Origin of the sequence: Snodgrassella sp. B3882, assembly GCF_026535915.1 — a bacterium.
GTDB lineage: Bacteria > Pseudomonadota > Gammaproteobacteria > Burkholderiales > Neisseriaceae > Snodgrassella.
Window position 1 is genome coordinate 1,363,216 of the sequence record NZ_JAFNPF010000001.1, and the last position, 14,568, is coordinate 1,377,783.

A 14,568-nucleotide genomic window follows, 5' to 3' on the forward strand; every position below is an offset into this window, starting at 1 on the left:
GGAAAGAAACAACACCATGATAACGCCACAACAAGCCCTTAACCGACTGCTGGATAACAACGAACTATTTTATGATGAAATGACCGACCTCATGCGTCAGATCATGCAGGGTGAAGTAGCGCCTGAGATCATTGCTGCAATATTAATTGGCTTACGCATCAAAGTTGAAAGCGTATCAGAAATTGCCGCAGCGGCGTCTGTCATGCGTGAATTTGCCAGCAAAGTACCCTTACAAGATCGTTCCCATCTAGTCGATATCGTTGGCACCGGTGGGGACAATGCTCACACCTTCAACATATCCACCACCAGCATGTTCGTTGTCGCCGCTGCCGGAGCCAAAGTGGCCAAACATGGTGGTCGTTCAGTATCTTCCTCTAGTGGATCGGCCGACATCATCGAAGCCATGGGTGCATCTTTAGAATTAACTCCCGAACATGTTGGGCAATGCATCAACCAACTAGGTGTCGGATTCATGTATGCTCCTAATCATCACAACAGCATGAGATACGTTGCGCCGGTACGCAGAGCATTGGGAGTACGCACCGTCTTCAATATTCTTGGTCCGTTGACTAACCCGGCAGGGGCATCAAATCAAGTTTTAGGCGTTTTCCATCTGGATCTCGTTGGTATTCTGTCGCGAGTATTGCAACAAATGGGCAGCAAACATGTCTTAGTCGTACATGGTTCAGATGGATTAGATGAAATAACCTTAACCGGAACCACTCGCGTAGCAGAACTTAAAAATGGCACCATAATGGAGTATGATATCCATCCTACTCAGTTTGATATGGCCGTCATAGAAGATCTCAAACCACTACAAGTTTCCAACAGCGTGGAGTCATTAAACATCATGAATTCCGTGCTCAATGGGGAAAAGGGACCTTGTCGAGACATCGTTGTGCTCAATGCAGCTGCTGCCATATATGCTTCCGATGTCGTTTCTTCATTAGAAGAGGGCGTCGATGCAGCCATATCAGCCATAGATTCAGGAAAAGCCAGAAACAAACAGCAAGAATTTATCCAGACGACACAACAGCTTTATGCAGAACAAGCAAAAAATGACTAATAGAATCACCTTTCTATAGTAGAGTAGCAACTATATTTGACAGCTTACATCATAAACCCTTGATCAATCACACCAACGATCAACCAACTTGTAACTTAACTTTAAAATTATGTTAGACATACAACTATTACGCCAAGACCTTAATAACGTCGCCCAAAAACTATTAAATCGAGGTTTCAAACTTGATACCGAAACCTTTCAATCATTAGAACAACAACGTAAACAACTGCAATTGCGAACAGAAGAATTGCAGGCACAACGCAACAACCTTTCAAAACAAATTGGTGGATTGAAAGCACAGGGTCAACATGATCAAGCCAACGAGATCATGGCAGAAGTGGCTAAAATTAAAATAGAACTGGAAGATACCGAACAGAAATATCAAAGCATACAAACCCAGATCAACGAAATGTTGCTAAACATTCCTAATTTACCTCATGTAGATGTTCCAGTGGGTAAAGATGAAAATGACAACATTGAAATCCGTCGTGTTGGCACCCCAAGAGAATTTGATTTTCCCATCAAAGATCATGTTGATTTAGGTGAGCCACTAGGATTAGATTTTAAAACCGCATCTGAACTGTCTGGCGCACGTTTTAGCGTCATGCGTGGACCAATAGCTCGTTTACATCGTGCCTTGGCGCAATTCATGCTTGATACCCATACCCAACAGCATGGTTATATCGAGCATTACACCCCATACATCGTCAATCCAGAAATATTATTAGGTACCGGACAACTACCTAAATTTGCCGAAGACATGTACAAAATAGACTGTGGCTTAGATGAACAAAAACAAGAGCAATATCTTATTTCTACAGCAGAAATTACCCTCACCAACACCGTGCGTGAACGCGTTTTAAGCAAAGACGAACTCCCCAAAAAATTAACAGCACATACCCCATGCTTCCGCTCTGAAGCTGGGTCATATGGTAAAGATACACGTGGACTGATCCGACAACATCAATTCGACAAAGTTGAAATGGTACAAATTCAACGACCAGAACATTCCTATGCCGCATTAGAAGAAATGGTTGGACATGCAGAAAAAATCCTGCAATTACTCGAATTACCATATCGCGTCATCGTACTCTGTACAGGTGATATGGGATTTGGTGCAGCCAAAACATATGATCTCGAAGTGTGGGTGCCAGCACAGAACACCTACCGCGAAATCTCCAGTTGTTCCAACTGTGAAGATTTTCAAGCACGCCGGATGCAGGCTCGATTCAAAGACGAGGAGGGCAAAAACCAACTGGTTCATACCTTAAATGGTTCAGGCTTGGCCGTCGGCCGGACTCTGGTAGCCATACTAGAGAATCATCAAAATGCCGACGGTAGCATCAACATACCTAAAGCATTGCAACCATATTTAGGGGGGCAAAGCCTATTAAAAGCGGTATAACCCATAGTCTGCTATAAAAAATAGGGCAAGTTATTCGGGATACAATCGGATAAACTTGCCCGTTTTTGTAAAGAAACCTATAATTTAGCACATCTTTTAAATATCACCATTATTTGGGTCGTTAGCTCAGTTGGTAGAGCAGTGGACTCTTAATCCATTTGTCCAGGGTTCGATCCCCTGACGACCCACCAAAAATCAGAATATTAATTTAATATCATCCAAAAACTTCAAATCCTGAACTCCAACTACAATTAGTCGTGAATATTTTTCGCGAATATCTCTGCTCTGGTTTTAAGCGACTTCTTACCAGCCTCGCTACCATTAACTATCTACGTCTTACCGACAGATTCTTGGTGTTTTCTCTATCCGTAAAATAAATTTAACAAGACATCAAAGAAAAATTTAGGATATTTCATAAAATATTAAACGGCAAAACTTAATTATGTATGATTTGAGTACGACATTTTTCGTTTAACTGATAATAAATTTTCATTAATGAAACATCTTAATAACAATTTAAACCTGAACTCGAATTTAACAAATTTAAGGTACACCAATGAGCCTAAAAGAGCGGTTGAAATTAGCTAGATCGGCAAAAGGGATTAGTCAAAAAGATTTAGCTGCCAAAATCGGAAGGAACCAATCTGCCATAGCTGCACTTGAATCGGGAAGAAATAAAGAAAGTACCAACATTGCGACTATCGCCAAAGTACTTGATGTCGATCCTGTTTGGCTTGAAACGGGCATTGGCAATATGAAAATTCAAAAAGAGTGTATTGCAGGTTCATTGGATGATGCAGGGATATCGGGCTTTGTGCAATTCAAACGAGTTGATTTAAAAGCCACCATGGGAGTTGGAGAATTAAACAATAATACTCAGGATGAGGTACACAGTATTGAAGTTTCAAAAAGCTGGGCACTTAAAAACATCGGGAATATCTCTAACCATATTGCCATTATGACCGCAATTGACAATTCCATGGCTCCTACAATCGAAACTGGTGATTTATTGTTCGTTAACTTATCTTGTAAGTGCCATAAAGAAGATGGAATTTATATTATAGATACCCCTAAAGGCTGGAAAATTAGACGCCTTCAAACAATGATCAATGGTGATTTACAAATAATCAGTGATAATAAAAAATATGTTACGGAGTTAATACCGATGAGCAAGCGCAAAACAATCAACATTTTCGCCAAAGTTCAAGCAGCCTGGTCTCATCAAACTTTATAAAAATAATTGAGTTTTATATTGCTTTCTTCAAAATCATGAAATTAGTCAATAATACAGCTAAGTTAGTTAAATTTTTTTCTTTGAATTACCCTGATTCAATCAATTTTAATCATACGCAACGAAATAAATAACCATAATATAGTGGGCAAAAATAGAGTGGTTGTTTACAATATAGAGTTTGTTAAATATCTAGGAAAGACCAATGGCAGATTTCAATCAAATTCTTGACGCTGGAGAAGTAGACAGTGGCATCATCAATATTGTTGTAGAAATTCCAGCAGGTTCAAATCATAAAATCGAGTGGGATAGAAAACTCGGGGTCATGAAACTTGATCGTGTCGAACCCATCATTTTTGCCAAACCTACAAACTATGGTTTTATTCCACAAACCTTGGACGAAGATGGCGATGAATTAGACGCCTTGATCATTACAGAACAGCCATTAGCCACCGGAATATATATGCAAGCGCGTATTATTGGTGTCATGAAATTTGTAGACGATGGTGAAGTCGATGACAAAATTGTCGTAGTACCAGCTGATGATCGTCAAACAGGAAATGCCATTCAAACATTAGACGATTTACCGGCACAATTAATTAAACAGATTGAGTTCCATTTCAATCATTATAAAGATCTAAAAAAAGCCGGATCTACACAAGTTACACATTGGGGCGATATTGCTGAAGCAAAAGCAGTGATTAAAGAATCACAGCAACGCTGGAAAAAACAGTAACAGCAATCCATAATTAAAGTTGGCTTAACGCCAAAACGAGTAATTGTAGGGCAGTATTTGATTCTTAAGGGGAATAGCTAATCAAATACTGCTTCAATTCCATACATAAAATTTAACATAATATATATTATGCGAAATTAAAAAATAGAATAATTACCATATTAAGATTGACTATACCTTGGAACATTGATCACTAAATCATCCATCTGTTTAACTCAAAACACGTTTTAATACCGTAACCAGTATTAAAACTACTAGAGATAATTTTAGCGTAAAATAATGCATTTAAATTTGTTTTAGTTGCTTTAAACTGTATCATGATTGCAGAAATCTCATATTGATACCTTAATCAATTCTAAATTCAATACTGATTATGTTTTAAAACAATATATTAGGATTGAAATAGTCCAAAACTATGGAAAAAAACATGCATAAAACCTTATTACTTGTCGATGGTTCCTCGTATTTATACCGTGCATATCACGCATTAGCACCTTTAACCAGTCCAACTGGTATGCCAACAGGCGCATTATATGGGGTGCTGAATATGTTACGCCGGTTGCGTTTGGATACACCGCACGACTATGCATGTTGTGTCTTTGATGCTAAAGGTGAAAATTTTCGTCATCAGCTGTATCAAGCTTATAAAGCCAACCGTCCACCCATGCCTGAAGATCTTTGTCCTCAAGCTGAAGCCTTACCACAACTAGTCAAATTAATGGGATGGCCAATTTTATCTGTTAAAGGTGTTGAAGCAGATGATGTGATCGGAACATTAGCCTGTCAAGCTGAGAAAGAAGGATTTAAAGTCATTGTCTCAACTGGCGACAAAGACATGGCACAGTTGGTTAATGATCAAGTTACACTTGTGAATACCATGAAAAATGAACGTCTAGACATTGCCGGAGTAAAAGAAAAATTCGGCGTCTATCCAGATCAAATTATTGATTATCTTGCTTTAATTGGAGATAAAGTAGACAACGTCCCTGGTGTTGACAAATGCGGTCCTAAAACTGCGGTAAAATGGTTGCAGGAATATGGATCATTACAAAACATTATGCAAAATGCTGATCATATTAAAGGAAAAGTTGGAGAAAATTTACGTGCCGCACTCCCAGATTTACCTCTTTCTTATCAACTTATTACCATTAAAACCGATGTTGATTTACAAAATGATCTCCCAAACGGTTTAAATGATTTAACCCGCCATTCCCCCCAATGGGCGGACCTAATTCCCCAATTTCAACAGCTAGGCTTCAAAACTTGGTTGAAAGAAGCGCAACAAAAAGTTGCAGAAAAAGATTCAATCGTTTCATCACATTCTACACATACTCAACCAAGTGAAGATTTATTTAGCCAACCTCCAGCATCATTGTTGACATCTGAACCTTCTACTATTTCGTCCGCACAGATCGATAAGCTTAAATTAGCTCCCAAAAATTACCGTGCCATCACTACAGCCGAGCAACTCAAGGATTTGTTGAAACAATTGGATGAAGCTGACACCATTGCATTGGATACTGAAACCAACAGTTTAGATGCAATTAATGCAAAACTAATTGGTATTAGCATCGCCTTTGCGCCAGGTGATGCAGTTTATATTCCTGTTGACCACAGCCAAACTGCCGTTGCCGAACAATTACCCTTAAACACAGTGCTCAATGCATTAAAACCTTATCTAGAGGCCGAAAATCTAAAGATAATTGGTCAAAACATCAAATATGATCAGCATGTATTAGCTAATTATCATATTAAGCTTAAAGGTATTAGCGGTGATTCCATGCTGGCTTCTTATATTGTGGAAAGCCATTTAGGACATGGTTTAGATGAACTTGCCTTAAGACACCTAAATTGGAACACCATTCATTATGAAGACCTTTGTGGCAAAGGTGCCAAGCAAATTAGTTTTGCCGATGTTGCCTTAGACGATGCTGTTCATTATGCTGCTGAAGATGCAGATGTAGCATTTCGATTGGAACGTTTGCTACGTCAGCAAATGAACCCTGCACAGCTTTCCCTTTATGAAACGCTCGAGATACCAGTTGAACAAGTACTATTTAACATGGAGCAAACCGGTGTACTTATTGATCGAGACGAGCTAAACAAACAAAGTCATGAGCTGGGTACAGAGTTATTGGCTTTGGAAGAACAAGCTTACGATCTGGCAGGACAACCATTTAATTTGAATTCTCCCAAACAACTTCAATCAATCCTATTTGAAAAAATGGGTATACCGACTACAGGCTTAAAAAAAACTGCCTCAGGGGGGTACTCAACCAACGAATCTGTTTTAGAAAAACTTGCGCTTGATTATCCCCTACCCAAATTAATCTTGCAGACAAGAACACTTTCTAAATTAAAATCAACCTATACCGATAAACTTCCTCAATTGATTGATTCGCGAACAGGTCGAGTTCATACAACTTATGCTCAGGCAGTAGCTATCACCGGAAGATTGGCGAGTAACAACCCTAATCTACAAAATATCCCTATTCGTACAGAGATAGGACGTCGCATTCGACGTAGTTTTATTGCGCCAGATAAGCACAAACTCATTAGTGCCGACTACTCACAAATAGAATTGCGCATCATGGCTCATCTTTCAAATGATGCCACCTTAATTGAATCCTTCCAAAACAATGAAGATATTCATAAGCGCACTGCAGCTGAAATTTTTGGCATTGATCAAAAAAATGTGACTGCAGAACAACGAAGATATGCCAAAACAATTAATTTTGGTTTAATTTACGGTATGAGCGAATATGGACTTTCCAAATCCTTAGGTATAGAAGTACAAGCTGCACAACACTTTATTTCCCGTTATTTTAACCGTTATCCTGGTGTACATGAGTACATGGAGAGAATTAAAGAACAGGCATTACAGTCCGGTTATGTAGAAACGATCTTTGGTAGAAGACTTTATTTACCGGGTTTGAAAAGCCAAAATGGAAACGAACGTGCAGGAGCATTTCGAGCAGCAATCAATGCACCGATGCAAGGAACCGCATCCGATTTAATTAAACGAGCCATGATTCATGTTCAGCATTGGTTGGAACAAGATAACTTAGCAAGTCGCTTAATTATGCAAGTTCATGATGAATTAGTACTTGAAGTACCAGACAGTGAAGTCACCATTGTAAAAAAAATATTGCCAGAAATTATGGCCAACGTAGCACAATTAAAAGTTCCGCTAATCGCAGATGTTGGTGTTGGAGATAACTGGGACGAAGCTCATTAGCCAGCAAAAAAAAGACTGATAAATTCCTATCAGTCTTTTTTTAAATTCGTCTAGATATACTTAGCTCAAATCTAATTGTTGTCGCATAGCAGTAATTTGTTGCGCATAATCTTTCTTACCAAATATTGCTGATCCAGCCACAAAAGTATCTGCGCCAGCTCGCGCAATCTGTGCAATGTTATCTACTTTAACGCCGCCATCAACTTCCAAACGGATTGTTTGCCCACCCTCTCCTACATAACGATCAATCATCTGCCGCACAAGACGGATTTTGTTTAAACATTCTGGAATAAAAGTCTGGCCGCCAAAGCCAGGATTGACAGACATGATTAATACCACGTCAAGCTTAGCCAAGACATGCTCTAATATATAGACAGGAGTAGCTGGATTGAGTACTAACCCAGCCTGACATCCCGCCTCCTTAATTAAACTTAAACTACGGTCAATGTGTCTAGTAGCTTCTGGATGAAACGTAATAATATCTGCTCCAGCAGAAGCAAAGCGAGAAATCATCTCATCCACAGGTTCGACCATAAGGTGAACATCTATTGGTACAGTAGCATATGGCTTAAGTGCAGCACATACCATAGGCCCCAGAGTCAGATTTGGAACATAATGATTATCCATAACATCAAAATGAATCCAGTCTGCCCCTGCTGCGATAACAGACTGAATTTCATTACCGAGACAGGCAAAATCTGCTGATAAAATACTGGGTGCTATAAAAAATTTTGATTTAGCTAACTCATTCATTGATCATAAATACCTGTATTAAATAAACATATTTACGCAAGTTTACTGCCATTATAGGCGTTTGACCAGTAGATAAGTATACTAATAAAAAAATATTGGCGTTATCAAGGAAAGCTAAAATGGGCTTATCATTTTGGAAATGGTTTATTTCTTTTTGTTTGGGGTGCTTTGTTAGCTCAATTTCTTTTGCTGTAATGGCTGCCGATAACAACACTTGTGATATACGCAAACTTGAGTTGACTCAAATGCAAAAAGCGCGTTTACGTTTGATTCGTATGCAGTTTAAACGTAATACTTCAAGCAATTTACAACTTATTGCCAACAACACTCGTAAAAATGATCATCTAAATCAAATTTTGATGCAGTCAAAATTTAACGAGGCTGAAGCTAAACGCTATGTTCTAAATCATTATATGCCAAGAATGCAACAAGATGTAAATGAGTTAAAAGTTCAACATGAATTTCTCCAGATTCTGAATCATCAGCAACGTCGCAACTGGATAAATAATTGTTTCCATTAATTAAATGATGCTGCCACCATGACACAGATCCAGAGAAAGTTATTTTGCTGTACCCAATTGAGATTTTATGGTTGAGAACATTTAGCACTTTTTGATGCATCTGCAATTGTAGACAAACTTTCTTTGCCTGCTTTGCAATAATAAACAACAGAATCCTTACTTGAAATCCATACCCCTTTTTTAAGATAGGTACCACTTATCGGATCAGCATATAAAATATATGATGAACAAGGCGCACTTTTATCATCACCACATTTTACCCCTGCTGTAAACTTATTTGTTAAATTTTGATTGAGGGTTATAAGTGGTTTAATATCGTTTTCGCTAATATTGCCCGAAAACATAGTAAGTTTTTTCTTTGCAACATTTTGGTTAGCTGACATTAACACAGTAGCAGCATCAGCTAAGTCAGCTTTTTCCATGTATTTTTGATATAAAGGTAGAGCTATGGCTACCAAAACACCCATGATTATTAACACAATCATTAGTTCAATTATACTAAAACCTTTATTTAGGGCTGCCTTATCTATTTTAATGTCTTTGATATAAAATCTATTATTCATTTAAATTAGCCTGTAAAGTCTCTTCTATCACGCTAGTTGTACGTTGATTACGCCCCCACCCTTTCGCCGTCACACGAAATATATAAACTCCAGGAGTATTCTCACTATTTGGTCCTAAGTATTCAATCACATAACGATATTTAGGGTTATCATTCGGTGATTTAATTGAGGGATCCTCATTAGAATCTGAAAATACATTTTCTCTTTTCCATACTTCTTTCAGATTAGAGCAATTGTCTTCAACCTTGGCCAAACGTGAATCAGCATCTTCAGGTTTAACACCTTTTGCCGCACAAAGACCATTGGTACATTTACATGTAAATTGAGCAGTAGAATTACTACTTGCTAGTGCACTAATTTTATCCTGAGCCGCTTTCAAACCGACTTGGGCATTTTGTAAGGCTAACTGGTAGTCACTATCATTGGTAGCAGTGCGAGTATTCATTGATGTACTTTGCATCGTTGCTACAACCAAAAAAGCAATTACAACCATTATAATCAATACCATATACAGCGAAAAGCCAGACTGTCTGGTAAAATACTTTTTATTATATGCGTTTTTCATAAACAAACCGTTTATCACTTTAAATTTTGAAAGAATATTGAATAACTAAATTTTTTAAATTTATTTACTGACATACTTCACCTTTCCTAACCATGGCTTGGATAAAATAATCAGTTGTATTATTTTCTTTACAATTATTCTTTTTGTCATATTGACCACTTGGGCATATTGTCAATGTAGCCTTAATTAATATTGGTGGTCTAGGGTAATTAGTATCTAATTTTGCAGAATCATTTATAGATGGATCAAGAGATCCGCTGCTGGTTGATTGTGGGCAATCGCTGTCATTATGACCATCATAACTAAAAGATGTGTTCATATTGGTTACATTGCTGATCACCAACTGTGGAGCACTCCATTGACCGTTTTCGTAGTTTACTTTATAAAGTCCAGAAATTTTATTATATTTTGTCGTTCCCACAATATAAGCTGATGCATTTACATTGTTTTTCATTTCTCCTTTCATACTGGCATTACAATCTGTACCAATAATACCTTCTGCATATTTACCATTTATATAAGTTATCAGTAATGGATTAGTACCTGTAACACGGGTAACACCCAGTAATGTCTTTTCATTAGTTAAAGAAGTCGTTGAAACAAACTGTTTATTAGCATCTTGAGCAAATGCCCCTGCAAATAAGGAATTTAACTCTGATGTACTAGGTGCTTTAAGACAGCCAAAATTACCCAATTGCCGCGCATCTGTGCGTAAAAGATCGGCTGCATTGCGCACATCTTGTTCATAACTCGTACGAACTTTTACTTCCTGATTTAATTTATAGGTTGTAATAAATGTGGAACTCGCTGCAAGTAACACTATAATACCGATTGCCGTTGCAACCAATAATTCTATCAGGGTAAATCCTTGCTGCAAAACGGCAAGATTAGTTTTTGTTATACCAGATAATTTGTTGGGTAAATTCCATTTAGCCATATTTTTATTTGTTTTAATTTTCATTCTTGACCCGCCTGCAATTTGTAGGAAAAGCTGCTATCTGATGCAGTGGCACCCCATTTAACTTCGATTGTACCGTCAGCGGAAATTGAACAGCTGCTAATGCTTCCGTTTACAATATTGACATTAAGAACTGTTTTGCAATCTGCGGTTTGAAATGAACTATAATCGCGGTTAACGGAAATAATTTTGCTTCCGTTACTATCTTCAGTTTCTGTAATAGAAATTTTAGACTTCGCTCTCATTTCTTCTACATAATTTTGTACAGCTCGAGTAACTTCACTTTGATTTGCTGAGTTTATGGAAACATTAACTGAATTGATCTGAGCTAACATTAAAGCCATCACACCAAACGACATTACAAAAATCGCCACAATAACTTCAACTAAGGTAGAACCGCGTTGGTCATTTTTACTTGAAATTTTAGAAGATTTTAGTCTTGATTTGCTTAATTTATGCATAGTTTATCCGTTTTTATGATGTTTTTTTAGAAGATATATCTTCAGAACATAAATCATTATTAGAGTTTGCATATTTGGAACAGGATATAACATTACCACTGGGTAAAATAATGATGCGATTAATAATATTGGTGTATTTGCTATCGTTTAGTTCTATAACAAAGTATGATTGTGCTAAAGACCAATTAGAACTATCTTTACCAAAACCGATACCAAACTGCCCATTGGGTAAGAAACCAAGCATTTCTTTATCGTCTAAAGTTGTTTTGCAGTTACTGTTGTTGGCAGCACAGATTATTTTCTGTGTTATTTTAACTTTAATTTTTGAATTATTTGATGAATTCTGATTGTTTGATTCATCTGATGAATTCTGATTGAGAGCTACCACTCTGACAGTAGAGTCCTTACCGGCATCATATTCTCCATTTAAATTGGTGTCATTGAATGCCAAAAACCCTTGCCATCCTTTTCCATCGTTATAGGCATTAAAGGTAGTACAGGCATTATTGGTTGCAACCTCTTTACGGATGACTGACGGGCAAATCAAAACAGGCTTATTAGTACGAACAGCCTCACTACGTGCAAATTGAATTAATGCTTGCAACTGTTCAGCACGATTGTTAATACGTTGAGACGCCACTAAACGATTCATGGCTGGTAAGGCGATACCGACTAAAATACCGGTAATCACAATGACCACAAGCAGTTCAATAAGCGTAAAACCTTTAGTAGGTACTTTAGACTGAGTCATAAAATTCACTCTATTAATTTATACCAAAGTATGAAATAAATTTACAAAAAGGTATTTTACATCATTTCACGAAATTTGCACTATTTTATCCAAATTAAATTTTTTTATTCGTCAAAATATGCATCAGGAATAGCTGCATTGTCAAATTTAGTATATTGCCCTTGAAAGGTTAGATGTACCTTTCCTGTTGGGCCGTTACGATGTTTACCGATGATACATTCAGCCAATCCTTTGAATTGGCTGTCTGGATGATAATACTCATCCCGATACATAAACATAATTAAATCTGCATCTTGCTCAATAGCCCCCGATTCTCGTAAATCCGACATCATGGGCCGTTTGTCGGTTCTCTGCTCAACGGTACGCGACAATTGTGATAAGGCTATGATGGGTACTTGTAACTCTTTAGCCAATGATTTCAGTGAGCGAGAAATCTCACCCAATTCGGATGCACGGTTATCAGAACGTCCTGAACCAGACATTAATTGTAGGTAATCCAATACAATTAGTCCCAATTTTCCACCTTGTTGCCTAGCTAAGCGACGAGCTCGGGCACGAACTTCTAATGCAGTTAAGCCTGGCGTTTCATCAATGAACATAGGTGCATCGGTTAATTTGACTACTGCATCGTTAAGCTTACCCCAATGTTCGTCTTGCAACTGTCCCGTTTTCAATACACTTTGATCGACTCTGCCTACAGATCCAAGCATACGTAAGACCAATTGCGCTCCGCCCATTTCCATGGAAAAAACGGCTACTGGAAGTTTTTCAGCGATAGCCACATGTTCGGCAATGTTGAGTGAAAATGCAGTTTTACCCATTGAAGGACGCCCTGCCACGATGATTAAATCACCGGCCTGTAAACCAGAAGTCATTTTGTCTAAATCGATAAATCCTGTTGAGACCCCAGTCACATCATTTTTGTTATCGCGTGAGTAAAGGTAATCGATTCGACTCACCACTTCTTTCAACAATACGGGCATGGTTAAAAATCCCTGTTTTGAGCGGGCAGTTGATTCGGCTATTTGGAAGACGCTATTCTCTGCTTCATCAAGCATTTGTGCTGCATCTTTGCCTTGCGGTGTATAAGCATTGCGGGCAATTTGAGTACCCACTTGAGCCAATTGGCGCATGATCGAGCGCTCACGTACAATTTCTCCGTAACGGCGGATATTGGCGGCAGAAGGAGTATTCTGCGCTAAGGTGATCAGGTATTCTAACCCCCCAGCACTGTCTAACTCATCTTTTCGTTGTAGTTCTTCCTGTACTGTAATGACATCGGCCGGACGTGATAATTCCACCAAAGATTTAATGGCTCGAAATATTAATCGGTGTTCATGTCGATAAAAATCTTCGTCATTAATCAGATCGGCGATTCTATCCCAGGCACTGTTCTCCAGCATTAATCCACCTAATACGGATTGCTCTGCTTCCATTGAATGTGGAGGAACTGAAAGTTGCGATAGGTTTTCATTGGTTAATGTGATGTCATCCATTTTTTTTCTGCTAATCCCTTTTTGAGGTATTTTACCATTAAGCTAGGACTTCATTGCTACTAATGAAAAAATCGGATTTATCATAGCTACAGACAAAGTAAATTTTTTTAAAATTTTGCTGATGTTTTAATGCAACTAAGCATGAACATTCGTTAGTTGTTTCATGTAGAGGGAAAAGTAATTGCATAGGCTAATTGGCTAAGATGCGATCAAGAAATAGCAGATCATGATTCTTCATTTGTGCCAATGGTATATTTTTGATGATGAGGGAAGGGTTGAATCCAATATTCTTGAAGTTTCCATTCAATAAATTTATTCCCATGTCTTTAAGATTATAACCATTCATTAAAATAATTTGGTCTAAACATACATTTAAAAAACCAATTTCTGAAAAAGTCCCTGACGGTTGATTATAAATCCTTTACCAACCTATCTTTTGCACGAACTTTTTATCATTTCTGGGTCTAAATTCATTGGATACTCCTTAGGCTGCACCTATTAAAACGCTATAGAGTATATCTTTTAACCAACCTTTTTCGGTTATTTTTAATCTGGAAAGCCTTCTATACTGTTTAACCTTTTATTAACAGATGCTTTCTGCTTCTCAATAAATTATGCTTTAATAACGCCTTTTTCAGCTTCAAAATATGTTAGCCTTAAAATTTTCTATCGACTGGTTTTCAGAGAGTTAAAGGAGTTGGCATATATGGAAAACTGTCAACTAGAAGTCATATAATATTCTGATGTATAGCCCTTTATATACATTTTTATCTCACGTGCTTAGATTTTTTTTACACACCAGAAAAAGCATTACTCAATCTATT

Annotated in this window: 13 protein-coding genes and 1 tRNA gene; 7 read left to right on the plus strand and 7 right to left on the minus strand. The window is 37.7% G+C overall.

Annotated features, from left to right (window positions below; translation table 11 throughout):
- Window positions 1–16 precede the first annotated feature (16 nt).
- The 6 genes from trpD to polA all read left to right on the plus strand — a co-directional run bounded on the left by trpD (window position 17) and on the right by polA (window position 7,676).
- A complete protein-coding gene (trpD, locus tag J3U68_RS05795; RefSeq protein WP_267375438.1) occupies window positions 17–1,066 on the plus strand; it encodes an anthranilate phosphoribosyltransferase in 1,050 nt (349 codons plus the stop codon).
- 109 nt (window positions 1,067–1,175) lie between these two features.
- Entirely contained in the window at window positions 1,176–2,471 is a 1,296-nt protein-coding gene (gene serS, locus J3U68_RS05800) for a serine--tRNA ligase (RefSeq protein WP_267375439.1), read from the plus strand.
- A 115-nt stretch (window positions 2,472–2,586) separates the two neighbouring features.
- Window positions 2,587–2,662 (plus strand) — tRNA-Lys (locus tag J3U68_RS05805).
- Between the two features lie 365 nt (window positions 2,663–3,027).
- On the plus strand, window positions 3,028–3,705 hold the full coding sequence (locus J3U68_RS05810) for an XRE family transcriptional regulator (RefSeq protein WP_267375440.1): 678 nt from the start codon (window positions 3,028–3,030) through the stop codon (window positions 3,703–3,705).
- A 202-nt stretch (window positions 3,706–3,907) separates the two neighbouring features.
- On the plus strand, window positions 3,908–4,438 hold the full coding sequence (locus tag J3U68_RS05815; RefSeq protein ID WP_267375442.1) for an inorganic diphosphatase: 531 nt from the start codon (window positions 3,908–3,910) through the stop codon (window positions 4,436–4,438).
- 427 nt (window positions 4,439–4,865) lie between these two features.
- Window positions 4,866–7,676, plus strand: a complete 2,811-nt coding sequence (gene polA / locus J3U68_RS05820; RefSeq protein ID WP_267375443.1) for a DNA polymerase I — start codon at window positions 4,866–4,868, stop codon at window positions 7,674–7,676.
- 60 nt (window positions 7,677–7,736) lie between these two features.
- On the opposite strand, the gene rpe is transcribed toward polA, so the two are convergent.
- Entirely contained in the window at window positions 7,737–8,429 is a 693-nt protein-coding gene (rpe, locus tag J3U68_RS05825; RefSeq protein ID WP_267375444.1) for a ribulose-phosphate 3-epimerase, read from the minus strand.
- A gap of 119 nt (window positions 8,430–8,548) precedes the next feature.
- Here rpe and J3U68_RS05830 point away from each other — a divergent pair, with 119 nt between their 5' ends.
- Entirely contained in the window at window positions 8,549–8,950 is a 402-nt protein-coding gene (locus J3U68_RS05830) for a Spy/CpxP family protein refolding chaperone (RefSeq protein WP_267375445.1), read from the plus strand.
- A gap of 65 nt (window positions 8,951–9,015) precedes the next feature.
- Here the strand turns inward: J3U68_RS05830 and J3U68_RS10625 are convergent, their stop codons facing one another.
- From J3U68_RS10625 to dnaB, 6 genes are all read right to left on the minus strand, one after another.
- Window positions 9,016–9,513, minus strand: a complete 498-nt coding sequence (locus tag J3U68_RS10625) for a prepilin-type N-terminal cleavage/methylation domain-containing protein (protein WP_323811429.1) — start codon at window positions 9,511–9,513, stop codon at window positions 9,016–9,018.
- Entirely contained in the window at window positions 9,506–10,078 is a 573-nt protein-coding gene (locus J3U68_RS05840) for a pilus assembly PilX family protein (RefSeq protein ID WP_267375446.1), read from the minus strand. Before J3U68_RS05840 ends, J3U68_RS10625 begins: the two co-directional genes overlap by 8 nt.
- Before the next feature lie 64 nt (window positions 10,079–10,142).
- Window positions 10,143–11,039 (minus strand): PilW family protein, encoded by an 897-nt coding sequence (locus tag J3U68_RS05845; RefSeq protein WP_267375447.1) that lies wholly within the window; start codon window positions 11,037–11,039, stop codon window positions 10,143–10,145.
- The gene (locus J3U68_RS05850) at window positions 11,036–11,497 is read right to left on the minus strand and encodes a type IV pilus modification PilV family protein (RefSeq protein WP_267375448.1); all 462 of its coding nucleotides are present in this window, start codon (window positions 11,495–11,497) and stop codon (window positions 11,036–11,038) included. The genes J3U68_RS05845 and J3U68_RS05850 overlap by 4 nt, the downstream gene beginning before the upstream one ends.
- Window positions 11,498–11,510: 13 nt before the next feature.
- A complete protein-coding gene (locus tag J3U68_RS05855) occupies window positions 11,511–12,248 on the minus strand; it encodes a GspH/FimT family pseudopilin (RefSeq protein ID WP_267375450.1) in 738 nt (245 codons plus the stop codon).
- 104 nt (window positions 12,249–12,352) lie between these two features.
- The gene (dnaB, locus tag J3U68_RS05860; protein ID WP_267375451.1) at window positions 12,353–13,744 is read right to left on the minus strand and encodes a replicative DNA helicase; all 1,392 of its coding nucleotides are present in this window, start codon (window positions 13,742–13,744) and stop codon (window positions 12,353–12,355) included.
- Window positions 13,745–14,568 lie beyond the last annotated feature (824 nt).

Coding starts and splice junctions, on each gene's coding strand:
- J3U68_RS05850 (WP_267375448.1), bottom strand. CDS start 11,497: ATGCATAAATTAAGCAAATCAAGACTAAAATCTTCTAAAATTTCAAGT.
- J3U68_RS10625 (WP_323811429.1), bottom strand. CDS start 9,513: ATGAATAATAGATTTTATATCAAAGACATTAAAATAGATAAGGCAGCC.
- J3U68_RS05840 (WP_267375446.1), bottom strand. CDS start 10,078: ATGAAAAACGCATATAATAAAAAGTATTTTACCAGACAGTCTGGCTTT.
- J3U68_RS05845 (WP_267375447.1), bottom strand. CDS start 11,039: ATGAAAATTAAAACAAATAAAAATATGGCTAAATGGAATTTACCCAAC.
- dnaB (WP_267375451.1), bottom strand. CDS start 13,744: ATGGATGACATCACATTAACCAATGAAAACCTATCGCAACTTTCAGTT.
- polA (WP_267375443.1), top strand. CDS start 4,866: ATGCATAAAACCTTATTACTTGTCGATGGTTCCTCGTATTTATACCGT.
- trpD (WP_267375438.1), top strand. CDS start 17: ATGATAACGCCACAACAAGCCCTTAACCGACTGCTGGATAACAACGAA.
- J3U68_RS05815 (WP_267375442.1), top strand. CDS start 3,908: ATGGCAGATTTCAATCAAATTCTTGACGCTGGAGAAGTAGACAGTGGC.
- J3U68_RS05810 (WP_267375440.1), top strand. CDS start 3,028: ATGAGCCTAAAAGAGCGGTTGAAATTAGCTAGATCGGCAAAAGGGATT.
- J3U68_RS05855 (WP_267375450.1), bottom strand. CDS start 12,248: ATGACTCAGTCTAAAGTACCTACTAAAGGTTTTACGCTTATTGAACTG.
- rpe (WP_267375444.1), bottom strand. CDS start 8,429: ATGAATGAGTTAGCTAAATCAAAATTTTTTATAGCACCCAGTATTTTA.
- J3U68_RS05830 (WP_267375445.1), top strand. CDS start 8,549: ATGGGCTTATCATTTTGGAAATGGTTTATTTCTTTTTGTTTGGGGTGC.
- serS (WP_267375439.1), top strand. CDS start 1,176: ATGTTAGACATACAACTATTACGCCAAGACCTTAATAACGTCGCCCAA.